Annotated in this window: 26 protein-coding genes; 12 read left to right on the forward strand and 14 right to left on the reverse strand. The window is 66.6% G+C overall.

The window, feature by feature from the left end; all coding sequences use genetic code 11:
- The first annotated feature begins 15 nt into the window (after window positions 1-15).
- The 5 genes from QTI66_RS25075 to QTI66_RS25095 all read left to right on the forward strand — a co-directional run bounded on the left by QTI66_RS25075 (window position 16) and on the right by QTI66_RS25095 (window position 4191).
- Window positions 16-954: a Bug family tripartite tricarboxylate transporter substrate binding protein gene (locus tag QTI66_RS25075; RefSeq protein ID WP_286562950.1), complete on the forward strand. Its 939-nt coding sequence runs from the start codon at window positions 16-18 to the stop codon at window positions 952-954.
- A gap of 44 nt (window positions 955-998) precedes the next feature.
- Window positions 999-1898 (forward strand): amidohydrolase family protein, encoded by a 900-nt coding sequence (locus QTI66_RS25080; protein ID WP_286562770.1) that lies wholly within the window; start codon window positions 999-1001, stop codon window positions 1896-1898.
- Window positions 1895-2881, forward strand: coding sequence for a Bug family tripartite tricarboxylate transporter substrate binding protein (locus QTI66_RS25085; protein ID WP_286562771.1), 987 nt, complete (start codon window positions 1895-1897; stop codon window positions 2879-2881). The genes QTI66_RS25080 and QTI66_RS25085 overlap by 4 nt, the downstream gene beginning before the upstream one ends.
- A 30-nt stretch (window positions 2882-2911) precedes the next feature.
- The gene (locus tag QTI66_RS25090) at window positions 2912-3907 is read left to right on the forward strand and encodes a Bug family tripartite tricarboxylate transporter substrate binding protein (RefSeq protein WP_444815044.1); all 996 of its coding nucleotides are present in this window, start codon (window positions 2912-2914) and stop codon (window positions 3905-3907) included.
- A gap of 122 nt (window positions 3908-4029) precedes the next feature.
- Window positions 4030-4191: a hypothetical protein gene (locus QTI66_RS25095; protein WP_286562772.1), complete on the forward strand. Its 162-nt coding sequence runs from the start codon at window positions 4030-4032 to the stop codon at window positions 4189-4191.
- Here QTI66_RS25095 and QTI66_RS25100 read toward each other — a convergent pair.
- From QTI66_RS25100 to QTI66_RS25115, 4 genes are all read right to left on the reverse strand, one after another.
- The gene (locus tag QTI66_RS25100; RefSeq protein ID WP_286562773.1) at window positions 4168-4536 is read right to left on the reverse strand and encodes a hypothetical protein; all 369 of its coding nucleotides are present in this window, start codon (window positions 4534-4536) and stop codon (window positions 4168-4170) included. The two genes, QTI66_RS25095 and QTI66_RS25100, sit on opposite strands and share 24 nt — an antisense overlap.
- Before the next feature lie 64 nt (window positions 4537-4600).
- The gene (locus tag QTI66_RS25105) at window positions 4601-5107 is read right to left on the reverse strand and encodes a cupin domain-containing protein (protein ID WP_286562774.1); all 507 of its coding nucleotides are present in this window, start codon (window positions 5105-5107) and stop codon (window positions 4601-4603) included.
- Window positions 5104-5322 (reverse strand): GCG_CRPN prefix-to-repeats domain-containing protein, encoded by a 219-nt coding sequence (locus QTI66_RS39935; RefSeq protein ID WP_444815048.1) that lies wholly within the window; start codon window positions 5320-5322, stop codon window positions 5104-5106. Before QTI66_RS39935 ends, QTI66_RS25105 begins: the two co-directional genes overlap by 4 nt.
- 141 nt (window positions 5323-5463) lie before the next feature.
- Window positions 5464-5949, reverse strand: coding sequence for a peptidase associated/transthyretin-like domain-containing protein (locus QTI66_RS25115; RefSeq protein ID WP_286562776.1), 486 nt, complete (start codon window positions 5947-5949; stop codon window positions 5464-5466).
- Window positions 5950-6252: 303 nt separating this feature from the next.
- On the opposite strand from QTI66_RS25115, the gene QTI66_RS25120 reads away from it, so the two are divergent.
- The 5 genes from QTI66_RS25120 to blaOXA are packed head-to-tail and all read left to right on the forward strand — an operon-like array spanning window position 6253 to window position 9397.
- Complete coding sequence (locus QTI66_RS25120) at window positions 6253-6513, forward strand: hypothetical protein (RefSeq protein ID WP_286562777.1); 261 nt, start codon at window positions 6253-6255, stop codon at window positions 6511-6513.
- A 30-nt stretch (window positions 6514-6543) separates the two neighbouring features.
- Complete coding sequence (locus QTI66_RS25125) at window positions 6544-7587, forward strand: FUSC family protein (RefSeq protein WP_286562778.1); 1044 nt, start codon at window positions 6544-6546, stop codon at window positions 7585-7587.
- Between the two features lie 23 nt (window positions 7588-7610).
- A complete protein-coding gene (locus QTI66_RS25130) occupies window positions 7611-8069 on the forward strand; it encodes a DUF6790 family protein (RefSeq protein ID WP_286562779.1) in 459 nt (152 codons plus the stop codon).
- Window positions 8070-8093: 24 nt separating this feature from the next.
- The gene (locus tag QTI66_RS25135) at window positions 8094-8597 is read left to right on the forward strand and encodes a DUF2165 family protein (RefSeq protein ID WP_286562780.1); all 504 of its coding nucleotides are present in this window, start codon (window positions 8094-8096) and stop codon (window positions 8595-8597) included.
- Window positions 8594-9397: a class D beta-lactamase gene (gene blaOXA / locus QTI66_RS25140; RefSeq protein WP_286562781.1), complete on the forward strand. Its 804-nt coding sequence runs from the start codon at window positions 8594-8596 to the stop codon at window positions 9395-9397. The genes QTI66_RS25135 and blaOXA overlap by 4 nt, the downstream gene beginning before the upstream one ends.
- Before the next feature lie 18 nt (window positions 9398-9415).
- On the opposite strand, the gene QTI66_RS25145 is transcribed toward blaOXA, so the two are convergent.
- Window positions 9416-10108 carry a GntR family transcriptional regulator gene (locus QTI66_RS25145; RefSeq protein ID WP_286562782.1) on the reverse strand — a complete coding sequence of 231 codons (693 nt, stop codon included), beginning with the start codon at window positions 10106-10108 and terminating at the stop codon, window positions 9416-9418.
- Between the two features lie 178 nt (window positions 10109-10286).
- Here QTI66_RS25145 and QTI66_RS25150 point away from each other — a divergent pair, with 178 nt between their 5' ends.
- Window positions 10287-11348, forward strand: coding sequence for a helix-turn-helix domain-containing protein (locus QTI66_RS25150; RefSeq protein ID WP_286562783.1), 1062 nt, complete (start codon window positions 10287-10289; stop codon window positions 11346-11348).
- Between the two features lie 72 nt (window positions 11349-11420).
- On the opposite strand, the gene QTI66_RS25155 is transcribed toward QTI66_RS25150, so the two are convergent.
- The 8 genes from QTI66_RS25155 to QTI66_RS25190 all read right to left on the reverse strand — a co-directional run bounded on the left by QTI66_RS25155 (window position 11421) and on the right by QTI66_RS25190 (window position 18435).
- On the reverse strand, window positions 11421-12374 hold the full coding sequence (locus tag QTI66_RS25155; RefSeq protein WP_286562784.1) for an AEC family transporter: 954 nt from the start codon (window positions 12372-12374) through the stop codon (window positions 11421-11423).
- A gap of 49 nt (window positions 12375-12423) precedes the next feature.
- The gene (locus QTI66_RS25160; RefSeq protein WP_286562785.1) at window positions 12424-12876 is read right to left on the reverse strand and encodes a GNAT family N-acetyltransferase; all 453 of its coding nucleotides are present in this window, start codon (window positions 12874-12876) and stop codon (window positions 12424-12426) included.
- Entirely contained in the window at window positions 12873-13121 is a 249-nt protein-coding gene (locus tag QTI66_RS25165) for a DUF1272 domain-containing protein (protein WP_286562786.1), read from the reverse strand. Before QTI66_RS25165 ends, QTI66_RS25160 begins: the two co-directional genes overlap by 4 nt.
- 109 nt (window positions 13122-13230) lie before the next feature.
- Window positions 13231-14487: an MFS transporter gene (locus QTI66_RS25170; RefSeq protein ID WP_286562787.1), complete on the reverse strand. Its 1257-nt coding sequence runs from the start codon at window positions 14485-14487 to the stop codon at window positions 13231-13233.
- A gap of 191 nt (window positions 14488-14678) precedes the next feature.
- The gene (locus tag QTI66_RS25175; protein WP_286562788.1) at window positions 14679-15500 is read right to left on the reverse strand and encodes an ABC transporter substrate-binding protein; all 822 of its coding nucleotides are present in this window, start codon (window positions 15498-15500) and stop codon (window positions 14679-14681) included.
- Window positions 15501-15555: 55 nt separating this feature from the next.
- Window positions 15556-16926, reverse strand: coding sequence for an MmgE/PrpD family protein (locus tag QTI66_RS25180; RefSeq protein WP_286562789.1), 1371 nt, complete (start codon window positions 16924-16926; stop codon window positions 15556-15558).
- Window positions 16927-16943: 17 nt separating this feature from the next.
- On the reverse strand, window positions 16944-17915 hold the full coding sequence (locus QTI66_RS25185; protein WP_286562790.1) for a Bug family tripartite tricarboxylate transporter substrate binding protein: 972 nt from the start codon (window positions 17913-17915) through the stop codon (window positions 16944-16946).
- Window positions 17916-18051: 136 nt separating this feature from the next.
- Window positions 18052-18435, reverse strand: coding sequence for a hypothetical protein (locus tag QTI66_RS25190; RefSeq protein WP_286562791.1), 384 nt, complete (start codon window positions 18433-18435; stop codon window positions 18052-18054).
- A 173-nt stretch (window positions 18436-18608) separates the two neighbouring features.
- On the opposite strand from QTI66_RS25190, the gene QTI66_RS25195 reads away from it, so the two are divergent.
- Complete coding sequence (locus tag QTI66_RS25195; RefSeq protein WP_286562792.1) at window positions 18609-21110, forward strand: AI-2E family transporter; 2502 nt, start codon at window positions 18609-18611, stop codon at window positions 21108-21110.
- Window positions 21111-21116: 6 nt separating this feature from the next.
- Here QTI66_RS25195 and QTI66_RS25200 read toward each other — a convergent pair whose 3' ends face one another.
- Window positions 21117-21956, reverse strand: coding sequence for an IclR family transcriptional regulator (locus tag QTI66_RS25200; protein ID WP_286562793.1), 840 nt, complete (start codon window positions 21954-21956; stop codon window positions 21117-21119).
- Window positions 21957-22011 lie beyond the last annotated feature (55 nt).

Genomic DNA, 22011 nt, shown 5'->3' on the forward strand with positions numbered 1-22011 from the left:
GGGACCGCCGTTGCAATGGCCACCACGCTTCCCGCACTGTCAGCGCATGCGCAGGCGTACCCCACGCGGCCGATCAAGCTGATCGTGCCATTCCCGGCGGGCGGGGGAACAGACCTCATCGCACGCGAAGTAGCCAACAAGGTCGCAACGCAGCAAGGCTGGACCATCATCGTTGACAACAAGCCAGGCTCTGGCGGCAACCTGGGCGTGGATGCAGCCGCCAAGGCGCCACCTGATGGCTACACGTTGGTTCTGGGTCAAACCAGCAATCTGGCGGTCAATCCGACGCTGTACGCCAAGCTGCCCTACAACCCGCAGAAAGATCTGACGGCGGTGGGTTTGGTGGCCAGTGCGCCGCTGGTGCTCGTGGTGGCGACGAATTCTCCCTACAAGACGCTCGCCGACGTCATTGCGGCCGCCAAGGCCAAACCGGAGTCGCTCAACTACGCCAGTTCGGGCAGCGGAACGGTTGCCCATCTCGCGGCCGAACAACTGCAGAAAACCGCCAACGTGAAGTTCACGCACGTGCCATACAAGGGTGCGGCGCAAGGTTCCACCGATCTGATCGGCGGACAGATCCAGATGTACATGTCGTCCATTCCGACGCTCATTGGCCACATCAAGAGCGGCAAGATGCGAGCCATCGCAGTGACCTCGGCCAAGCGCGCTGACGACCTGCCGAACGTGCCAACAGTCGCGGAATCGGGCTACAAGGGATTCGAGGCGGTCACCTGGTTCGGCATTGCAGGCCCGGCCGGCTTACCCAAGGACGCCGTGACAAAGCTGAATGGTGCCTTCAACAAGGCACTGGAAACGCCGGAAGTGCAGAAGAAGCTGGGCGAGCAAGGCGCCGACGTCATCGTTGGCACACCTGACAAGTTCAGTGCCCTGATCAAGGATGACATCGTCCGATGGGGCGCGATCGTCAAGGAATCGGGCGCCAAGGTCGACTGACGCACGTTTGACGCTCACACCGCCAGGGGCGCGAGATGCAAACCATGAGCGACGAGACGGTCACCGCACCGTTCTCGGCGGGGGAGGGGCGCACGCCGGTGAACGTCCCGCCGGGTGCCTGCGATTGCCATGTGCACGTCTATGACGCGAAATTTCCTGCGGTGCCGGGTGCACGGCTCACGCCACCGGATGCCACAGTCGCGGACTACCGATTGCTGCAACGGCGCACCGGTACCGGGCGCGTCGTCTTCGTCACACCATCGACCTATGGCACCGACAACCGGCCCATGGTCCACGCACTTGCCGCATTCGGCGCATCAGCGCGGGGCGTTGCGGTCATCGACGAACGGATCAGCGACGACGAATTGCAATCGATGCATGACGCTGGCGTTCGAGGCATTCGTCTGAACCTGTCGCTGGGTGTCGTCGGTTCGTCGGGCCAGATTGAAAACCTTGCAGCGCGCATCGCGCCAAGGGGCTGGCACCTGCAGTTGCTGGCGCCGCCCGACACGCTGGCGCAACTCGGTTCGCGCTTGGACCGCCTGCCGGTCGACATCGTGTTCGACCACTTCGGTCGCATTGCACCGTCCATGGCGAACCACCATCCGGCTCATGCGCTCGTCTTGCGGATGCTCGCCAGTGGGCGGGCATGGGTGAAGCTGTCAGGTTGCTACATCGTGAGTGAATCGGGCGCTCCCGATTACGAGGACGTGACGCCCTTGGCGCGCGAGTACTTGCGCATTGCGCCGAAGCGCGTGCTGTGGGGAAGCGACTGGCCCCATGCCTCTGCGTCGGCCGGGCATCAATCCATGCCGGACGACGCCCACCAGATGACCTTGTTGGCCTGCTGGGCCGATGACGACGCCGCGCTGCAGCGCGTACTGGTCGACAACCCGGCCGCGCTGTACGGATTCTCCCCACCGAATTTGAAGGACTCCTTATGAAAGTCACTTCCCGCCGCGCGTTCTGCGCCGCCGCCGTCACGCTGCTTGCTCTTGCAGGCGCTCCCGCCACCGCGCAGTCCAACTGGCCGGCTGGCAAGCCCATCACCTGGGTCGTGCCGTATCCGCCGGGCGGGACGACCGACATACTGGGCCGTGCCATCGCGGTTCGCCTGGGCACCGCGCTTGGAACCACCGTGATCGTCGACAACAAAGCCGGCGCGACCGGAACGATTGGCTCCGGCTACGTCGCCAAGGCAGCGCCGGACGGCTACACCTTGCTCGGTACGTCGATCGGCCCGCAAGCCATCGTGCCGAACCTCATGCAGAAGATGCAGTACGACCCGGTCAAGGCCTTTGCGCCGGTGTCGCTGATCGGCACGGTCCCGCATGTACTGGTCGTTGGCAACTCGCATTCATTCCGCTCCGTGGCCGAATTGGTTGCGGATGCCAAGGCGCGACCGCGGGCGCTTTCTTTTGCGTCTGGCGGCAACGGAACCGTCCTGCAGATGCAGGGGGAGCTGCTGGCCCTGCAGACCGGCGCGAAGATGACACACGTCCCCTACAAGGGCGACACGCCCGCGGTCCAGGACGTGTTGGCAGGTCACGCGAGCTTCATGTTCGCGCCCATTGCGGCCGCGTTGCCGCATGTGCAGAGCGGTCGGTTGAAGGCGCTGGCCGTGACCTCGTCCACGAGGATCAAGTCCTTGCCGGAGGTTCCGACGATGGCCCAAGCCGGCATCAAGGACTTTGTCGTCGAGCAATGGCAGGCGGCGTATGTGCCTGCGGGCACGCCCCAGCCCATCGTGCAGCGTCTGCACCAAGAGATCGTTCGAATCCTCAAGGACCCCGAGGTGGTGGCCATGGCCGACAAGCTTGGCGTCACCCTGATCGGTAGTTCGCCGCAACAGCTTGCCGACACCCAGAAGACCGACCTCGCCAAGTGGGCGCGGGTCATCAAGGACGCCGGCATCAAGGCTGACTAGGCGCTCACAACATATCCAACGGAGACACCCATGACCTACGCTTTCGAAAACACTCGCCATCTCGCGCTGGCCTCGGCTGCCGCTCTCGTCATCTGCGCAATTCCTGCGGGGCCACTCATGGCCCAAGGTGCGTATCCCACCAAGCCGGTCAAGATCGTCGTGCCGTACCCACCGGGCGGCGCTGTCGACCAGGTGACCCGAAAAGTCGCGCAGAAGCTGACCGAGCAAACCGGACAGAGTTTTTACGTCGAGAACAAGGCCGGCGCCACCGGCACCATTGGGGCGCAACAGGTTGCCAAGTCGGCGGCCGACGGCTACACGCTGATGGCAAACGACACCACCTACACGATCCTGCCGCACGTCTTCAACAAGCTGCCTTTCGATCAGCAGGCGGACCTGGTTCCAGTGGTCGGCTTCAACTTTGCGCCGATGGCGCTGGTGGTGCCAGCCGACTCCCGCTTCAAGACACTGGCCGACCTGATCGCCTATGCCAAGGCCAACCCCGACAAACTCAACTACGGCACGGGCGGCGCAGGCACGACGCCGCACTTCGCCACCGAGGCATTGGCGAGCGCAGCCAACATCAAGGTGACGCACGTGCCCTTCAAGGGCGCGGGCGAGGCGACGATTGCCTTGCTCTCCGGCACGATTGACTTCCAGATCGCGTCAACGCCGGGGATCATGGGTCAGGTCAAGGGGGGCAAGGTCAGGCTGCTGGGCATCAGCGGCGACAAACGGCTCGCGGCCCTGCCGAACGTGCCCACCTTCGCAGAGGCGGGCGTGAAGGGCTATGGCGTCATCAACTTCACTGGCTTGTGGGCTCCCAAGGGCACACCGCTATCAGCCGTCCAAAGGCTGCAAAAGGAGGTGACGACTGCAATGGCCAGCGCCGATGTGCAGCAGTTCTCCAATGACCTCGGGTCGGTCCCGTCGGTTGTTGCGGGCGACGCGTTCAGCGAGATGCTCAAGGGCAACACACAGCTTTGGGCCAAGGTCGCAGCTACGGCAAAGGTGGAAAAGCAATAGTGGTTGAGGAGTGACAAGGGCCCTCGCGGCCACACGAAAGCCAGCACAAAAACGTGTGAAACCACGCGAGGGACGCAGCAGCGACATTGATCGCCTCAGCGACGACTTCTTTGGGAACCGCCGTGCTGTACATCCCGCGCGACACGCTCGACGCCGCCTTGCCGCAGCCGATGCGCCTGCACGGCTTGTCGCCCGACAACGCGTGCGCGCACCTGCTGGCACCGCAAGAGCTGCCCGTGCTCCCGGCAGCCGCGACGCTGCTATCGCGATTCGTGCTTGTCTGACTTGTAGCGATGCTCGGCCGCCTCCAGATGGCGACGGAACACGCTCGACACCAGGTCGATGCCGATGCCACCGAAGAGGGCGGGAATCAGGTAGAGGCCGATCGCCAATTCAGAATCGAAGAAGTTGTCGAAGTGCGATGGCGACTTGCTCGCGGCCGCCTGCAGGCCATGCAGCATGCTCACGTCGGCCGCCGCAATCACTACCAGCGTCAGGCCGAGCCAGAACACCGACCCGGACGAAATGGCGCGACGCTTGCGCAACGACAGGTAAAGGCACAGCGGCACCACGAAGGACGCCACGACGGCGATCCAGAAGCGCAGCTCGACGAAGACGGATCCGGTCATGAACAAGACCCCGGCGCTCGGCACTGCGTGTCCTCGCTGCCCGCCGTTGGGATGCGCGCAGCGCTCATGGCGCCTCGCCATCGAATCCGCCACCGCCCACCTTCAGCGGAGCGCCCAGCAGCACGACGCCCCAGCGCCGGCCGAAGCTGCGCAGTGCGGCACGGTCGGTGGCCTTGCCATCGAGCAGCGCGGCCAGCTCGCGAAAGAAGCGCACGGCGTCGATGCCCGGCTCGATGATCACCTGCTGGCGCGCGCCGGTGCCCGTCACGTTGACGAAGGCGCGGGCCGCGCCGGCGGGCACGCGCACCAGGTCGCCGCGCCGCGCGATGAAGCGCCGGCCGTCGACTTCGAAGAGGTAGCGGCCGGTCACGATCTCGAAGGTCTCGGACTCGGCGCGCCGGTGCAGCGGCGGGCCGAAGCCGGCCGCGTTGGTGGTCTCGATGACCGTGGCCTGCGCCTTGTCGGCCTCGAACGGAAAGCGCACCCGCACGGTGAGCCCCAGCGCCGGGATGCGGATGATCGGCTCCTCGCGCCGCGGCCGGGCCGTGCTGACGATCGCCTCGCCGCTCACTTCCAGCCGCCGTCCGGGAGGCGTCCGTGATACGGCGTGTTGCGGCAGTGGCCCCACGGCCCGTGCCAATAGCCGGGCGGGCAACCATTGCTCACGACAGGCCGCGGCTGGTAGTAGCCGCCGGGCAGCGGGCCGTAGTAAGGCGTGTAGCGGCAATGGCCCCAGGGGCCGCGCCATCCGTTGGGCCCGCAACCGCCGGAGACCGGCACGATCATCGAAGCGTCGACCGCCACGGCGCCCGGCGACTGCGTGGCGCTGGCGGCGCTCGCAGCGCCCGTGGCCGCCACGAGGGTGCTGATGAAGGCAGCTGCCAGCAGCTTGTGTTTCCAGTTGGAGGACATGGCCATGTGTCCCGTTCAGGAGCTTGCGCTCACGCCGGTGCCGGCCGGCCACACGAACACGCTGTGCGCGGGCGCGCCCGTGCGCACGTCGATGCGCTGGGTGAGCGTGCGGCCGGCGAAGGTGGCCTGCACGTCGTAGCGGCCCGGGAGCAGCTGCGCGAGCAGGAAGGGGCCTTGCGTGACCACATCGCGCAACACCGGCTGGCCGGATGCGTCGCGCACCGTGACCTGCACGTCGGACGCAAAGGCCGCGCGCTTGCCGTCGCGGATCGCGAACTCGAAGCTCGCGGGCCACTGGTTGCTGGCGTGTTTCATCAGGGCAGCCTCGCCCGCGCCGATGCCGCCGCTGACGTACTCGACGCCGGCGTCATTGACGTAGACGGTCGGGCTGTCGTCGGCTTGCGCCGCGATCGCGCCGAGCAGGGCGGCGCCGGACACGGCCAGCACGGCAAGGGGTTGCCAGGGGCTGCGCCTTGGCGGGGTATTGCAATGGGATTGCATGTCGAATTCCTCATCGATGCGGGTCTCGCCCGCGGGTTGGTTGTGAAGGTCTTCCGCACGCCGCACGAGTGCATTGATTGCGGTGAAGAAATGGTAGGAACGGGCACCTGCGGTGTGTGGCCGCTGCATCCCATTTCGTGCCCCGGCGTTTCACGCGTTGATGCGCTGCAAGTCCGCGCATGGAGACGCACAGGCATGAATTGGGATGCACGCACCACTTCAGATCGCGCGTCGCTTCTAAATTCAACGGCGTACGTTTTCGTACGCATCCATTCATCCATCACTCACCGACGAGAACCCGAAATGTCCCAACTGAAAGCCTTCTTCCTCGGCGCGCTGTGCGTCGCATCGCTGAGCGCCTGCGCGGCTTCGTTCGCCCTCTCGCATCCCAACTTCCAGAGCGCGGAAGAGGCGATGCAAGCGGCCATCAACCACATCCACTCGGCGCAGAACGTGAACGGCCCGACCTTCGGCGGCCACGCCGGCCGCGCCGTGGAACTCATCCAGCAAGCGCAGTCCGAAGTGGCGATCGCCGACGAGTACCACCAGGGCCGCCGCTGGTAAGCCGGTGGCGATGTGGTGACACGCGTGCGGATGGCATCGGCCCTCCATTGGCTGGACCGCGTCGACCCCGGCGCGCATCGGCGCGTCAAGGGCCTGCGGTTGGTCACGGCCTATGGCATTGCCGCGCTGATGGGTGCGTCGCTCGCGGCGACCGCTGCTTCGCCGCAGACCGCGCCACTGGCCGTGCTGGCCGGTGGCTTTGCGTTGTGGGCCAGCGTGTGCGAAGGCCGCACGACGCGCTTCGAATCGGCGCGCGACCTCGGCTTGATGTCGGCGAGTGCCGTGCTGGGCGCCGCGTTCACGGCGGCGCTCACGCCATGGCTCGCGCACAGCGGCCAGGTGGTGCCTGAATCCACGCTGGTGCTCGGCGCCTTTGCCGTCGGCTTCTCCAAGCGCTGGGGCATCCTGGGCAGCGGCATGGGTTCGCAGTTCTTCATCGGGCAATTGTTGGCCTACGGACTGCAGCTGACGGGCGCGGACTTCGCGACGATCGCCATCGCCGGCCTGATCGCCGCCGTCGCCTCCATCGTGCCGCGCATGCTCAGCGGGCCTGCCGAACTGCCCACACCCACGACGCCAACGCCCGCCGTCGCGACCTACCGGTGGCTCGACGCCGAAACCGTGATGGGCCTGCAGGCGGCGCTCGCGGCGCTGGTCATCGTGGGATTGAATGGCTTCATCGGGCTCATCGAATCGGTGTGGGCCATGGCGGCCTGCACCTTCGTCATCACCAGCACCGCCGCGGGCACGGTGGCGCGCATCCGCCAGCGCGTGATCGGCACCGCCATCGGGCTTCCGCTCGGCCTGGCCTGCCTGCCGCTGGCCGAGCACGTCGCCGTGGTCGTGTGGACGGCCGCGGCGATCGCGATGATCATCTACGCGGTGGCGCTTCCCGAGCACTACGACGTGGCATGCGGCGCCTACACCTTCACGCTGGTCGTCACGCTTGCCGCGAGTGGCGAGCATTCATTGCTGCTGCTGTCGGCCAGGCTGTGGGAGACGCTGCTCGGCGGCGCACTCGGCCTGGTGGCCGCGAGCTTTTTCTTTCCGCTGCGCGAACTGCCTGCGTCGTGAGCCACTTCAACCGACTACTTTCCATGTCCTACTTCATCATCGTGACTGTCCTCATGTTCCTGGCGCCCGCGGCGTGCATTGCATTCGCGGTGTTGGCGCATCACGCAGCGCTCGACTGGGCGCTCGCGCTCCATTGGTTCGCGTTCTGGATCGTCGGTGCGCGGTTGGGCAGCGCCGGGTTACGGCAGATGCTCAAGCCTGCGTACACGGCGCGAGACATCCTCGGCCTGGAAAGCGATGAGTCCTTGATCCTCGTGCGCGAACTTGGCTTCGCCAACACGGCCTTCGGGACCATCGGCATCCTGAGCCTGTGGTGGCCTGCGTGGGCCGCGCCTGTTGCGATCGCGGGGGCCGTGTTTCTCGGGCTCGCAGGCGTCAATCACATGGCGCAGCCGCACCGCAATGCGCGCGAGAACTTCGCGATGCTCACCGACCTTGTCGGTGCCTTGATCCTCGCGGCTTGCGTGTGGGGCGCGGCGTAGTCAACAGTTGCAAGGAGAACGACAATGACCATTCGCTTGCTCAAAACAGTCATGGTGCTGGCCGTGGGCCTGTGGGCCCTGCTCATCGCTGCCGACAACATCTTCGACTACGACTCCAATTGGCACTTCGTGCAGCACGTGCTCTCCATGGACACGGTGTTTCCTGACAACGCGCTGAAGTGGCGCGCCATCACCAGCCCGATGATTCAGTCGATCGGCTACTGGGCCATCATCGCGACCGAGTTCGTGATGAGCGCTCTGTGCCTGGCCGGCGCATGGGCCCTGTGGCGCGGGCGCCGCGACCGCCTTGTCTTCATCGCCGCCAAGCCGCTCGCAGCCTGCGGGCTCGTGCTGGTGTTCCTGCTCTACTTCGTCGGCTTCGTGGTCGTCGGTGGCGAGTGGTTCTGCATGTGGCAATCGCAGATATGGAACGGCCAAGCCAAGGCCGTGATGTTCCTCACCTGCGCGATGCTGGTGCTGATCGTGCTGCTGATGCGCGAAGAAGGCGACAACCCCATCAAGACATGAATCGACGACAACTGATCCTTTCGGCCGCGCCCCTCTTCGTGGCCGGCAAGGCGCTGGCCGCCAGCGACATCCAGGAACGCTCGGACTGGTCCGCCGTCTTCACGGCATCCGATGCGCAAGGCACCATCGCCGTGGTGGACGGCCGCCGCGGGCGCGAGGCCACGCGGGTCTTCGACCGCCAGCGCGCAGCCCGGCGCTACACGCCCGCCTCCACCTTCAAGGTGCCCCACAGCCTGTTCGCGCTCGACGCCGGCCTGTTGCGCGACGAGTTCCAGGTGATCCCGTGGGACGGCGTCCAGCGCTCCGTCCCCGCATGGAATGCGGACCAGGACCTGCGCAGCGCCATGCGCAATTCCACCGTCTGGGTGTTCGAGCGCTTCGCCAGGGAACTGGGAACCAAACGCGAGACGGAGTACCTTCAACGAATCGGCTATGGCAATGAACTGGCGACCGGCGCGCAGCCCTTCTGGGTCGAAGGCGATCTGGCGATCTCGGCGCTGGAGCAAGTGGCTTTCCTGCAAGCGCTCTATCGCAACCAGTTGCCGTTCCGGGTCCAACACCAGCGACTCGTGAAGGACGTGATGGTCAACGAGGCCGGCCCCGACTGGATCCTGCGCGCGAAAAGCGGCTGGAGCGGAAAGGTCGGCTGGTGGGTCGGTTGGGTCGAATGGCCGAGCGGCCCGGTGTTCTTCGCGCTGATCATCGACACGCCCAAGCGCATGTCCGACCTGCCCAAGCGAATGGACATCACGCGGCGGATCCTTCGATCGCTCGATGCCTTGCCGCAAGCCGCGTCTTGACGCCGCGTGTCACGCGCGTCACTTTCCGGCAGGCTGGAGGTCTGTCGCCGGGTGCGTCGCCAGGAAGTTCTGCTCGCAGTAGTCGCCGCCACGTTGGAGCATGGAGCGGTTCAGCGCGTTGGCCAGGCGGGCGTCGCGGTCGAGGTAGGCATCGGCGACGCGCAGGCGGTCGGCGGCGAGCGATTTCACCTGCGCCTCGCTCATCTTGCCGATGCGGCGGAACCAGCTGATCTTCCATTTCAGCGAGTCGAGCACCTCGATCACCAGCGCGTTGCCGCACAGCCGCGCTTCTTCGGCAAGGTAGGCCTCGATGAGCACCATGTACTCCTCGCTGCCCTGGTCCGACCGGTCGGCGGCCAGCGCAGCGGCGTGGGCGCGCAAGGCCCTGAGCGCTTCATCCGGCGCGTTGGCGACGATCGCGTCCGAGATGTAGGCGTGCAGCGCTGCGCGCAACGCATAGAGGTCGCGGATCGCCTGCGCGGAGACCGGCGTGACCTGCGGCCGTCGCCGGGCGGTGAGCGTGACCAGGCCGTACTGGTTGAGGATCAGCAAGGCCTCGCGCACGGGCGTGCGGCTGGTGCCGAAGCGGTTGGCGATGTCCACCGAATTGACGATGCTGCCCGGCGGCAGTTCGCCGCGGATGATGCTGCCCCGCACCGATTCGACGATGGTGTCGACGGTGATGTCCTCGGTCGCCTGGGGCTGATTCATGTGAATTAGTTTCGATATTCAATGTCGACAGTGTAGCGAGGAGATTGTAAAAATAGTGGACAAACGGGCGTTCCGTCCATAAAGTGTCGACACTCTCAGCGCGAAAGCCTTCCACTCAACGCCCGCCCCACGCACCCAGACGCGTGACATGCAGGCCTGAAACCCCCGGAGCCTTGGCATGACACTCTTGTGCGATGACGACCTGTTGCTTCCCGCAGAAAGCTTCGAGACCGCGGAAGGTGCACCGAAGGAACGGCTGGAGCGCTGGCGCGAATGCGTGGGCCCGGCGCTGGACGTCAGCCTGCCCTCGGATCACATGCCGCAGGATTGGGCTTCCCGCACGACGGGCTGGAACCTCGGCGGCGTGATGGTCGTGCGTGGCCACTACAGCGCGCAGACCCTCACCCGCACGCCCGCGAGCATCGCGCGCGACAAGCTCGACCACTACGTGCTGCACCTGAACCAGGCGCCCCACACCATGCATCTCGACGCCAACGGCCGCCGCACGAGCGTCGGGCCACGGCAGTTGCTGGTGAGCGATTTCGCGCAGCCGCGTTCGGTGTACTGCGAGGGTGACGTGCTGACGGTGTTCATCCCGCGCGCGTCGCTCGATGCGCTGATGCCGCGCCAGCTCGACCTGCATGGCGTGGTGCCGATGGGCGCCTGCAGCACCATCCTGGCCAGCCACTTGCAATCGCTTTCCACGCTGCTGCCGCGCATCACGCGCAAGGAGGCGCCGGACGCCATGGTCGCCACGCTGCAACTATTGGCAGCCAGCCTCGCGCCATCGATCGACATGCTCGGCCTTGCACGGCCCGCCATGGAAAGCACCTTGCTGCGCCAGATCCGCAAGTACATGGAAGAGCACCTGACGGAAGAAGACCTGGGCACCGACAGCATCTGCGCCCATTTCCATATCTCGCGCTCCACGCTCTACCGGCTCTTCGAAGCCGATGGCGGCGTGCTCAACTACCTGCAGGACCGCCGGCTCTTGCGCATCCATGGCCTGCTGGCATCGCCGACGCAGCGGAGCTACCTGGGTCGCATCGCGGCGGACAACGGCTTCAAGAGCGCGACGCACTTCAGCCGCGCGTTCCGCGCGAAGTTCGGCTACAGCCCGCGCGAGACGCGCACCGGGCAGGCCTGCGTCACAGGCTCGGGTGCGCGTGGCGCGCAAGGTGTGGCGGCGCTGGATTCCACGTTCGGACGGTGGCTGACTTCTGCGCCTGCCGTCGCGTGAGTAGCGTGCGCTACAGATCGCGCGCAGAGGCCTTCAGCCAAAGCATCCGGACCTCCATGAACAACGCCTGCGTCACGCCGCCCACCCCAGCACCGGCCCCAGCAACCACAAGATCACGCTGATCGTCACGAACGACAGCACCGTCGCCAGCAGCAGCGCTGCAGCGCACATGTCCTCGAACCCATACCGCTGCGCCAGGATGGGGTAGATGCTCAGCATCGGCACGGCCGCAAAGACCACCGCCGCCGCACGCAGGGTGTCGTCCTGTGGCGGCAGCAGCCACATCATCAGACCCACCGCCAAGGGGTGCAGGATCAGCTTGCCCAGCGCAATGGCCGTCACGTCGCGCCGCATGCCCTTGGTCTTCAAGCCCACCAGCGTGCCGCCGATGACGAACAGCGATACCGCCGCTGACGACATGGCCAGCATGTTGATGGTGCGCGCCAGCACCCCGGTGATGGGGATGCCGATCAACGAGACCGCGAAGCCGCCGACGATCGCCAGGATCACCGGGTTGCGCCCCAGCTGGATCATCGACTGCACGATGATGCGATGCCATTTGCCGCCGCCCGCGCGGCCGCTGTCGGCCATCACGAGCGTGAGTGGAATCATGAGCAGGTTTTCCACCAGCATGCACATCGCCAGGCCCACCGCCGCGGACGCGGGGCCGGCCACCAGGATGGCGATCGGGTAGCCGATGAAGCCGCTGTTCGAACTCGCGCAGCCCAGCCCGCACAGCGCGCTCAGGGTGAAGCTCTTGCCCTGCCAGCGCCAGCCCCAACCGAAGGCGGCCAGCATCACGGTGAGCGAGCCGATGGCGTAGCCCAGCACGTAGCGCCCGTTCATGACCTCGCTCACCGGCCGTTGCGACAGGGCCGTGAACACCAGCGCCGGGAGTGCGAACCGGACGACGTAGGTGCCCAGCACGCGCATGTCCAGCTTGGTGAAGACGCCGAATCGTCCCGCGAGGAAACCCAGCGCGATCACGAGGTAGATGGGTCCGGTGATGGCGAGGGTTTGCAGCATGGGGCGCGCGGGTTCAGCTGTGGACGAAAAACCGTTGCTTCATGACAAGTCAAAGCCTCTTGCGGTAGAAAACGCGCTCGTAGCCGCCTTGGGCCCGGCGGTCGTACTCGACGTAGCCAATGCGCGGATACAGCAACTGGTTCTCCGTCATCCTGGCGTTCGTGCAAAGGTAAATCGATTTGAAGCCTCGCCGGCGAGCCTCGTTTTCGGCAAACACCAGCAATGCGCGGCCCACCCCGGTGCCCTGAATCGCCGGCGACACTGCAACGGTGTCGATGTAGAAGCCGTCCGTGGTCTCGTACTGAACCAGAACACCCACCACGCGTGCATCCAGTTCGGCGACCCAGACTTCGCCTTCGGCGGTGAGGGCCGCGTAGTCGGAAAGCATGGGCGCTGGCGGCTTGCCGATGCGCTCCACATAGGGCTCGAAAGCAGCATTGACGCAGGCTGCCGCCGCGACAGCATCACCGTCGCGCGCCGCACGGACCGTGACGGCGCTCATGGCCCGGCCGTGCAGCCCCCGGGCTTGAACACCCGCGTGCTCGAGGCCGGGAATTTCGCGAGCTTGTCGGCCGGCCGTCGCGGTCGGGGGATCAGTTCACCGCCGCAGTTGGGACAACGTCCGCCAAGGCGCTGCTGCGCGCAGTCACTGCAGAACGTGCATTCGAAGGAGCAAATACGGGCATCGGCCGAATCGGCCGGCAAGTCGCGGTCGCAGCACTCGCATCCGGGACGCATCTGGAGCATGGCGCAGGCCTTCCGTGAAAGCAGGTGCGCCAAGCTTAAACGACGGCGTGGTCGCCGGTTCGGGTTCTTCCTTTTCTTCCGCGACGCGCGCATTTGCCAAATGGAATGCTCAGCCCACCGGCTGCAAGCGGCCTTGCTCCGCGCGCGCGCCACGCGGAAACGCAAACGCAATGGCCACCGCGCCCAGGCCCACGGCCAGCGAGCCGATGTACATCCACGCATAGCTGCCGGAGCGGTCGTAAAGCCAGCCGCCCAGCACGGGGCCCAGCGCCATGCCCAGGCTGGACACCATCGTCGCGGCGCCGAGCACCGTGCCCAGGATGCGCGCGCCGAAGTAGTCGCGGGCCAGCACCGCATAGAGCGGCATCACGCCGCCATAGGCCATGCCGAAGACGATGGCCACGGCATAGAAGCCGTTCAATTGATTCACCAGCAGGTAGCTCGCTGCCGCAAAGGCCTGGATCAGCAAGCCGGCGATGAGCACCCGCTTGGCGCCCAGCCGATCCGCCAGCACGCCGAACAGCAGGCGCCCGCCCAGTCCCGCCGCGCCTTCCATGCTGTAGATGGTGACGGCAGCGAAGGTCGGCAAGCCGCAGCCGATCGCATACGACACCGTGTGGAAGATCGGTCCGGAATGCGCGGCGCAGCAGGCGAAGAAGGTGGCGCTGAGCACCAGGAACGCGCGTGAGCGCAGCGCCTCCCCGACCCGCATCGGTGGCCCTGCTGCAGGCGCCGGCGCAACCGTCGTCGCGTCTCCGGCGGCCGTGCCCGGCGCGGCGCGGATGAACCACACCGCCGGCAGCAGCAGCGCCCACGCGCCGATGCCGATGATCAACTGCGCCGTGCGCCAGTCGTAGTGCGTGACCAGCCAGGCCGCGAATGGAGAGATGGACATGGGCGCCACGCCCATGCCGGCCGACACCAGTGAAACGGCCAGGCTGCGATGCCGGTCGAACCAAGACGCGGTGGTCGCGATCACCGGCGCAAAGAAGCTGCCCGCGGCAACGCCCGTCATCACGCCGAAGCAAAGCTGAAACTCGATCAGGCTCGATGAACGGCTGGCCAGCACGGCCGACAACCCCAGCAACACCGTGCCCGCCAGAACGACGACGCGCGGGCCGTAGCGGTCGCTCAACGCGCCCCAGCCGAAGCCGGCCACGCCCATGCTCAAGAAGGCCAGCGTCATCGCGGCGGAGATGCCCGCGCGCGACCAGCCTGTCGCTGCACCCATGGGCGCCAGGAAGACGGCCAGCGAGAACACGACACCAATGGCCACGCAGGTCATCAGCGCACCTGCGGCCACGATGGACCAGTTGGAATCGGGCGCGTCATGCGCACCCGGGCGGAGAGCGGCTTGGCTGGTCATCGGTCCTGCTCCAAGGGGGTTGAAAATAGTGAACTGAATGGTTGACTATAGCGACCTTGGCCTTGACCCGAACGTCGGCGCGGGTATCCGTTCGTCGTGTGACGCCAGAACGATGGAGGCGGGCACACGCATGCGCGCCACGCGCCTTCGCGAACCATGAGGAGACGACTGCGTGCTGCGCCCGCTCCCGCTCAGACGCCGCCGCGCCGGGGCGCCACTGCCGCGCCCTCGATGCCGTGCCGCTTCAGCGCATCCGCCACGAAGCCAGACGCTTTCATCTCCTCGATGAAGCTGCTCAGCCACGCCTGCGCCGCCGTGCGACCCTTGGGCACGCCCATGGCCTGCTCGATCACCATGAAGCGGCCAGGCAGCAGGCGCACGCCGCCCACGCGCTTCGCATCTGCTTCGAGTTGCTGCTTCACGCCGGCAGCCACGTCCAGCTTCTGTGCGAGGAACATGTCGGTGACCGCGGGTGACGTTGGCGCATGCGCCAGTGTCGCCATCTTCAACTCGCGCGTGAGGTACAGGTCGTAGGCGCTGCCACGTCCCACGACCACGCGCGTGCCGGTGTGGTCGACCTCCTCGTTGCGCTGCAGCGGTGATTCATTGCGCACCAGATAAGCGCCTTCAATGATGACGTAGGGCGCGGTGTAGTCCATGTCGGCCGCGCGCACCGGATCGATGGCAACGAAGGCCATGTCCACCTGCCGCGCCTTGATGGCCTCGACGACGCTGCCGGCGGAATTGAACTGCACCAGTTCCACAGGCAAGCCCAGCCCGCGCCCTGCTTCGCGCGCAAGGTCCACCGACACGCCGTGCGGCTCGCTGCCCGGTCCCCGAGTGGCGAGGATCGGATTGCCGAAGTTGATGGCGGCGCGCAGCTTGCCGGTGCCACCCAACTGCGCGATGGCCGCGGCGCGTGGGTCGGGCACCGGCCCGGCGCAGCCCGTGAGTGCGAGTGCGCCTGCGGCGGTGCAGAAGGCGCGACGGGTGCCGCTCGGAAGGTGGTTCATGTGCTTCGGTCTCTCGCTGGTCAGACGGTCATCGGTTCGCGCCGGATCACGCGGATCACGGACGCGCCAGCCCCGTCAGCGCGCGCACATCCGCCGCCTCGCCCAGCGACCAGCACGAACGCAGCAGTTCGTCGGTGCGCTGTTGTCCGATGATGGCATCCGACATGCCGTGGAACTTGCGCTCCAGGTCGGTGTCGCTCATCGGCCTTTGCAGCGAGCCGATGGCGTGCTCGACGAACACATGTTCGAATCGACCGTCGTTGAGCACCGCGGTGACGTCGACGCTGGCTTCGTCGATGCCGTCATCCACCGTGGCGACGACCTTGCGGCGCAGCGCGACGACGTCGGGGCGCGAGACGATGTCGTCCGCAAACTCTTCCCCCGCCGCGCGGCCGAAGATCAAGCCCGCGGCGCAGCCGTGGAACACGCTGAACTTGCCTTGCAGCCCATCGGCCGGCTCCTTCTTGCCCGTGAGTTCGAGCACCAGCGAATGCACCTTGAGTTCGATGCGCTCCACCTGCTCGGCCTTCACGCCGCGTTCGCGCAACTGCACGCAGGCATCGATGCTGGGGTGGATCACGATGCCGCAGGCAAAGGGCTTGTAGCTGTTGAAGGAAATCTCGAAGCGCTCGCCCAGTTCGTCCGTCACTTCGTTCCACGCGTATTTCGTCGACACCACCTGCGCCCATCCACGCGGCGCTTCGATGGCCTTCGGGCTCGACGTGTAGCCGTGCTGCGCCATCAACGCGGCCATGAGTCCGGCCCGCGCCGCACCGCCGGGATGGAAGGGCTTGGTCATGGTGCCGAATTGCTCGCGCAAACCCACCGGCTGCGACGCCGCAATGCCGAGCGCCATCTGCGTCCTGTCCGCGTCGAGCCCGAGCAGGCGCGCGCAACCCGCCGCCGCACCGAACATGCCCGTGGTGCCGGTGATGTGCCAGCCGCGGTCGTAGTGCTCGGGGTACACGGTGTTGCCCAGCCGGCACGCGACGTCGATGCCCAGCACCAGCGCGTCGAGCACCGCGCGCCCGCTCGCGCCGGTGTGCTCGGCAAGGGCAAGTACGGCCGAGGCCACGGGGCCAGCCGGGTGGATGATGGTCTTGAGGTGCGTGTCGTCGAAGTCGAAGGTGTGCGAACTGATGCCGTTGAGCAGCGCCGCATTGGCGATGTCGACTTTCTCGGCGCGGCCGAGGATGGTGGCCTGCGGCGCAGGCTGCAGCACCTGCACGGCCGCCAGTGCAGCGTGCACCGCTTCATGCTGCGCGGCACCCACGGCGCAGCCCAGCCAGTTGAGGAATGTGCGATGCGCCTCGTGATCCACCGCGTCGCTCCAGCCGCGCGAGGGATGGCCCGCGACGTACTCGGCAAGGATGCGGGTGATGGGCGGTGCGTTGTGGTCTGCTGCGACCTGTGTGTTGCGTGCCATGTCGTGTGCCTCAAGAATCAGTTTTCGAGTTCGATCTTGCGTTCGCGCGCCAGCTGGGTCCAGCGCGCCACGTCGGCGCGGATGTAGTCGCCGAATGCCTGCGACGACATCGGCATCGGCTCCACCGCTTCGATGGCCAGCTTGTCGGCCAGGTCGGGCGCCTTGAGCACCGTGTTGAGCGTGTCGTTGAGTTGCTTGACCACGTCAGCGGGCATGCCTGCCGGACCGACGACGCCATACCACTGCATGGCGTCGAAGCCCGTCAGGCCGAGTTCCTCGAGCGTTGGCACGTCCTTGATCTGCGGATGGCGTGTCTTGCCTGTTACGGCGATGGGCCGCGCGCGCCCCGAGTTGATGTACTGCATGGCCGCTGCCAGGCCGGGGAACATGGCCTGCGTCTGACCGCCCAGCAAGTCGGTGAAGGCCGGCGCCACGCCGCGGTAGGGCACGTGCGTCATCTCCGTGCCGGTTTGCTGCTTGAACAGTTCCATCGTGAGGTGCGTGAGCGAGCCCAGGCCGGCCGAGCCGTAGCTGAACTTGCCCGGGTTGCCCTTGACGTAGGCGACGAACTCCTTGAAGTCCTTGGCCGGCACGTCGATGTTGAGCACCAGCACATTGGGCGTGCCGCCGATCATGCCGATGGGCGTGAAGTCCTTGACCGGGTCGTAGGGCAGCTTGCGCGTGGCGGGACTGGTACCGTGCGTGGCGACATAGCCCTGCATCAAGGTGTAGCCATCGGCGGGTGCACGCGCCGTGTTCTGCGATGCGATGACGCCGCCGCCGCCGCCCTGGTTGTCCACCACGAAAGTCTGGTTGAGCAGCTTGCCCCAACGCTCCGTGACCGTGCGCCCGACCATGTCGCTGCCGCCGCCCGCTGCCACCGGCACGATGTAGCGGATCGGCTTGTTGGGGAAGGCCTGTGCACCCGCAAAGCCGTGCAGCCCCAGCAAGGCCGAGGGAATGGCGAGGTTGAAAGCGCGGCGTTGCATGGGGCGGTCTCCTGTTCACGATCAGTGTTGAGGTGCTGACGCCTGTGGAGACTAATGAAAAACAACTGGCGCGCGCATCAGGCTTACGACTACGGGAAAGCGCTGCATCGCGGTCAACGGGGTGTGGAAAAGCGCCTCACAAGGCGCGCCATTCGTCCAGGCAGTGCGCGGCCAGCGCCGTGACCCAGCACCGTTCGCCCGGATCGAAGGCAAGGCCGAATCGCGGCGAGACGAGCATGCCGGCCCGTTCGAACAGCGCCGGGTCTGAAGTTCGCACAAAGGACGCCAGCACGCCGAAGGGCACCGACACGTTGCCGAATTGAAGCACCGGCGCCTGCTGCGTGATTTCTTCCAGCCGGCCGCAGTCCTGAAAGCGGTAGATCACATCGCCGTAGTCCAGTTCGTTCAGGCCGATGCCGTTGCGGCACACAAGGGCGGGCGTGCCGCGCAGGCGCAAGACATCCTCCTGCGTGGCCGAGAAAGAAACGTCGTCGACGCGTATGAAGGGCTCCAGTTGCATGGCGCCGTTCAGTATGCGCGCGAGCGGCGAAGTGGGCACTTCCCGTCATCGCCCAGTTCACCAAGGCCGTGGGCGCGTGTCCTGCAAGCTTTGGGTGATCCGTCCGGCAGTCCGGAGAGGGGTGCGTCACCACACTCAAGATGACCGTCATCCCGGCGGCACGAGGCGGAGGCATGGTGGATAGAGACAACCCGGACGAGCCCGTCGAGCATTTCGGCGAACGCGCCCGCGCGCAAGGTCGCGATGCGCTCGCGCAAGCGGCAGGTGTGCCCGCGCCGCAGGAGCGGTCGATTCATCACCTGCTGCCCGAACTCAAGCTGCTTATCGGCCTGGCCACGGCCGGCCTCATCATCGGTGCGCTTTATTTCGGGCGCGAGATCCTCATGCCACTGGCACTCGCGCTGCTGCTGGGTTTCATGCTCGATCCGCTGGTCGTGCGCCTGCGCCACTGGGGCCTGCCGCGAATGCCGGCTGTCGTCGTGGTGGTGGTGTTCGCGCTCACCATGCTCGGACTGGCGGGCGCATTCCTGGGCAGCCAGGTGAGTTCGCTGAGCACGCAGCTGCCCACCTACCAGAGCAACATCAAGACCAAGCTGCGCGACCTGCGGCAAAGCGCGAACAAACCCGGCCTCTTCGACGGCGCCGTGAAGACCTACGACACCTTCAAGCATGAGGTCGAAGGCACGGCAGACGCCAAGCGTGGCGCGGGTCCGCCACCGCCGCAGCGCGTGGAAGTCGAGCCGCGTCGGCCGGCGCCGCTGGAGCAGGCAGTGCAATGGCTGGAGGCCAGCAGCGGGCCGCTCGCGCAGGCCGGCATCGTGCTGGTGTTCATGGTGCTGATCCTGCTCGACCGCCTGGATCTGCGCGACCGGCTGCTGCGTCTGTGGGGCGGCACGCTGCATCGCTCGACCGACGCCATGGACGAAGCCGGGCGGCGCATCAGCCGCTACCTCACGATGCAGCTCGTGGTGAACCTCAGCTACGGCGTGCCGATGGCGGCGGGCTTGTGGATCATCGGCGTGCCGGGCGCGATCCTCTGGGGCGCGGTGGCGGCGGTCATGCGCTTCGTGCCTTACGTGGGGCCGCTGATCGCTTCGATCTTTCCGGTTGTGCTGGCCTTTGCGGTGGACCCGGGATGGACGATGGTGTTGTGGGTCATCGGGCTCATCGTCGTGCTGGAACTCGTCAGCAACAACCTCATCGAGCCTTGGCTCTATGGCGCGAGCACGGGACTGTCGGCCATGTCGCTCATGGTCGCAGCCACCTTCTGGACGGCGCTGTGGGGCCCGGTGGGGCTGATCATGTCGACGCCGCTCACGGTGTGCCTGCTGGTCATCGGCCGGCACCTGCCGCGGCTGAAGTTCCTGGATGTTCTGCTGGGCAGCCAGCCCGCGCTGGATACGCCGTCGCGCATCTATCAACGCGTGCTGGCCGGCGACGTGGACGAAGCGATCGAGCTGGCCGCCAAGCAGGTGGCCGACGCGGACCTGGTTGCGTTCTATGACGCGTCGGGCCTGCCTGTGCTGCGCATGGCCTCCAGCGATCACACGGTGGTGGCGACGGCCGAGCATCGTCATCGGGTCGTGGTCGGCATGGACGCGCTCCTCGATGCGCTGCGCGCCGACTTCTCGGGTGGCTTTGCCGAGGGGATGCGGCCGACGGTGGTGTGCATCGGCGGCAAGTGGGAAGTCGACACGCTCGCGGCCAAGATGCTTGCGCACGCTCTCACGCTGCAGGGCCAGCATGCCGACCATCGCCCAGCCGCGACGCTGAGCGCGGACTACATCGCGGGGCTGGACCTCACGGACGCGCAGGCGGTGTGCTTGTCGTACTTCAGCACCGACCCGCGCGAGGATGCGGCGCACTTCTGCCGCCGGCTGCGCCGCCGCTGGCCCGACGTCAAGATCGTGCTCGCCCTGTGGAATGCGCCGCCCGAACTGCTCACGGAGGATGCGAGCAGTTCAGTGCGCGCCGATGCGGTTGTCACCTCGATGAGCGAGGCCATCATCCGGCTGGCGGAACTCACGGGCGTCAATCTCAGCGAAGGCTTTGTGCAGGCGCCCGTGCTGGCCACGGACCCCAAGCGCCTGGAGGCGCTCAACGCGAGCGGGGCACTCGACGCACGCGCCAAGCCGATCTTCGACCTGGCGGCCAAGCACGCGGCGGACATCTTCGATGTGCCGATGGCGATGGTGTCACTCATCGACGCCACCGAGCAGATCACGGCGGGCTCCTTCGGCAACTTGCCGATGGCGGACGCGCCGTCGCAGGAAGAGGAAGCGCAAACGGGCGGTCCGAGGCTGCCCCGATCCGTGTCGCTGTGCGGCCACGTCGTCGCCGATGCGCGCACGCTGGTGGTGCCAGACCTGACGCGCGACTTGCGCTTTGCGGGCAACCCGGCCGTGCAGGCGCGGGGCATGCGCTTTTATGCCGGGGCTGCGCTGCGCAATGAAGACGGCCTGGCCATCGGCACGCTGTGCATCCTGGATGTGGAGGCGCACACGCTCAGCAAGCGGGAAGTGCACCTGCTGGAATCCATGGCCACCGACGTGATGGAGGCCTTGCGCGAGGCGGCGGCGAAATGGGGCGAAGCGATCACGGTGCCTGTGAAGGCGGATCAAGTCGTCGGGCCCACGGCCATCGTGGGGCAACTGGTGCCGATGCCTGAAGGTTGAACCAGACTAGAGGTTGTCGCCCGCCGACAGCGACGGCGTCTGCGCAATGCGCTCCGAAATCACGCGGCAGGCTTCCAGCAGAGGCGCCACATAGGCCTGTTGCGGATCTTCCTTCTGGCGAAACATCAGCGTGCTCACGCTGATGGCCGCCACCGGCGCGCCCGAGGCGCCGCGGATGGCGCAACCGAAGCAATAGATGCCAGCCTCGTTCTCTTCGCTGTCCACCGACCAGCCGCGCTCGCGCGTCTGCCGGATCTGCGTGCGCAGGGCGGCTTGCTGCACCACGGTGTGTTCGGTGTAGCGCGGCATGGGCAGGCCCTTGACCAGTGCTTCGCAAGCCTTCTCATCCAGCGCCGCCAGGTAGGCCTTGCCGACCGCCGTCGAGTGCAGCGACACGCTGGTGCCGATGCGCGAGGCCATGCGCACGGCGCTCGGGCTTTCGAGCTTCTCGATGTAGACCATGCTGGTGCCGTTGGGCACGGCCAGGTGCACTGTTTCGCTGGTCACGTCGCGCAGGCGCTTGAGTTCGTCGACGGCCGTCAGGCGCAGCTCCGACCGGCCCCAGCTTCGACTGGCGAGCTGGATCAGGCGCGGGCCGAGCGCCAGCGTGGCGTTGCGCTGGTGTTCCACCAGCAGCCCTTCTGCCACCAGCGCCGCGGCGATGCGATGCACCGTGGGCCGCGGATAGCCGCTGGCGCGCATCAGCGCACCGACGTTCATGGGCTCCTCGGCGTCGGCCACCAGTTGCAGCACGTGCATGAACTTGGAGAACGCGGCCGTGCCCGCGACCTGGGCGGATGCAGGTGTGCGGGTGGCGGGAGCAGCAGGGGTCCGTGATGCGGGCATGAAAGGCGGCGGAATGAGGGGCCGGGCGATTATCCGGCCCCTGCGAGCGAAGCCG

This window comes from Variovorax brevis, assembly GCF_030317105.1.
GTDB classification, from domain to species: domain Bacteria; phylum Pseudomonadota; class Gammaproteobacteria; order Burkholderiales; family Burkholderiaceae_C; genus Variovorax; species Variovorax brevis.

What these genes read in the sequence shown, in the direction of transcription:
- QTI66_RS25075 (WP_286562950.1), top strand. Translation starts at nt 16, where the DNA reads ATGGCCACCACGCTTCCCGCACTGTCAGCGCATGCGCAGGCGTACCCC.
- QTI66_RS25080 (WP_286562770.1), top strand. Translation starts at nt 999, where the DNA reads ATGAGCGACGAGACGGTCACCGCACCGTTCTCGGCGGGGGAGGGGCGC.
- QTI66_RS25085 (WP_286562771.1), top strand. Translation starts at nt 1,895, where the DNA reads ATGAAAGTCACTTCCCGCCGCGCGTTCTGCGCCGCCGCCGTCACGCTG.
- QTI66_RS25090 (WP_444815044.1), top strand. Translation starts at nt 2,912, where the DNA reads ATGACCTACGCTTTCGAAAACACTCGCCATCTCGCGCTGGCCTCGGCT.
- QTI66_RS25100 (WP_286562773.1), bottom strand. Translation starts at nt 4,536, where the DNA reads ATGACCGGATCCGTCTTCGTCGAGCTGCGCTTCTGGATCGCCGTCGTG.
- QTI66_RS39935 (WP_444815048.1), bottom strand. Translation starts at nt 5,322, where the DNA reads ATGATCGTGCCGGTCTCCGGCGGTTGCGGGCCCAACGGATGGCGCGGC.
- QTI66_RS25115 (WP_286562776.1), bottom strand. Translation starts at nt 5,949, where the DNA reads ATGCAATCCCATTGCAATACCCCGCCAAGGCGCAGCCCCTGGCAACCC.
- QTI66_RS25120 (WP_286562777.1), top strand. Translation starts at nt 6,253, where the DNA reads ATGTCCCAACTGAAAGCCTTCTTCCTCGGCGCGCTGTGCGTCGCATCG.
- QTI66_RS25125 (WP_286562778.1), top strand. Translation starts at nt 6,544, where the DNA reads ATGGCATCGGCCCTCCATTGGCTGGACCGCGTCGACCCCGGCGCGCAT.
- QTI66_RS25130 (WP_286562779.1), top strand. Translation starts at nt 7,611, where the DNA reads ATGTCCTACTTCATCATCGTGACTGTCCTCATGTTCCTGGCGCCCGCG.
- QTI66_RS25135 (WP_286562780.1), top strand. Translation starts at nt 8,094, where the DNA reads ATGACCATTCGCTTGCTCAAAACAGTCATGGTGCTGGCCGTGGGCCTG.
- blaOXA (WP_286562781.1), top strand. Translation starts at nt 8,594, where the DNA reads ATGAATCGACGACAACTGATCCTTTCGGCCGCGCCCCTCTTCGTGGCC.
- QTI66_RS25145 (WP_286562782.1), bottom strand. Translation starts at nt 10,108, where the DNA reads ATGAATCAGCCCCAGGCGACCGAGGACATCACCGTCGACACCATCGTC.
- QTI66_RS25150 (WP_286562783.1), top strand. Translation starts at nt 10,287, where the DNA reads ATGACACTCTTGTGCGATGACGACCTGTTGCTTCCCGCAGAAAGCTTC.
- QTI66_RS25155 (WP_286562784.1), bottom strand. Translation starts at nt 12,374, where the DNA reads ATGCTGCAAACCCTCGCCATCACCGGACCCATCTACCTCGTGATCGCG.
- QTI66_RS25160 (WP_286562785.1), bottom strand. Translation starts at nt 12,876, where the DNA reads ATGAGCGCCGTCACGGTCCGTGCGGCGCGCGACGGTGATGCTGTCGCG.
- QTI66_RS25165 (WP_286562786.1), bottom strand. Translation starts at nt 13,121, where the DNA reads ATGCTCCAGATGCGTCCCGGATGCGAGTGCTGCGACCGCGACTTGCCG.
- QTI66_RS25170 (WP_286562787.1), bottom strand. Translation starts at nt 14,487, where the DNA reads ATGACCAGCCAAGCCGCTCTCCGCCCGGGTGCGCATGACGCGCCCGAT.
- QTI66_RS25175 (WP_286562788.1), bottom strand. Translation starts at nt 15,500, where the DNA reads ATGAACCACCTTCCGAGCGGCACCCGTCGCGCCTTCTGCACCGCCGCA.
- QTI66_RS25180 (WP_286562789.1), bottom strand. Translation starts at nt 16,926, where the DNA reads ATGGCACGCAACACACAGGTCGCAGCAGACCACAACGCACCGCCCATC.
- QTI66_RS25185 (WP_286562790.1), bottom strand. Translation starts at nt 17,915, where the DNA reads ATGCAACGCCGCGCTTTCAACCTCGCCATTCCCTCGGCCTTGCTGGGG.
- QTI66_RS25190 (WP_286562791.1), bottom strand. Translation starts at nt 18,435, where the DNA reads ATGCAACTGGAGCCCTTCATACGCGTCGACGACGTTTCTTTCTCGGCC.
- QTI66_RS25195 (WP_286562792.1), top strand. Translation starts at nt 18,609, where the DNA reads ATGGTGGATAGAGACAACCCGGACGAGCCCGTCGAGCATTTCGGCGAA.
- QTI66_RS25200 (WP_286562793.1), bottom strand. Translation starts at nt 21,956, where the DNA reads ATGCCCGCATCACGGACCCCTGCTGCTCCCGCCACCCGCACACCTGCA.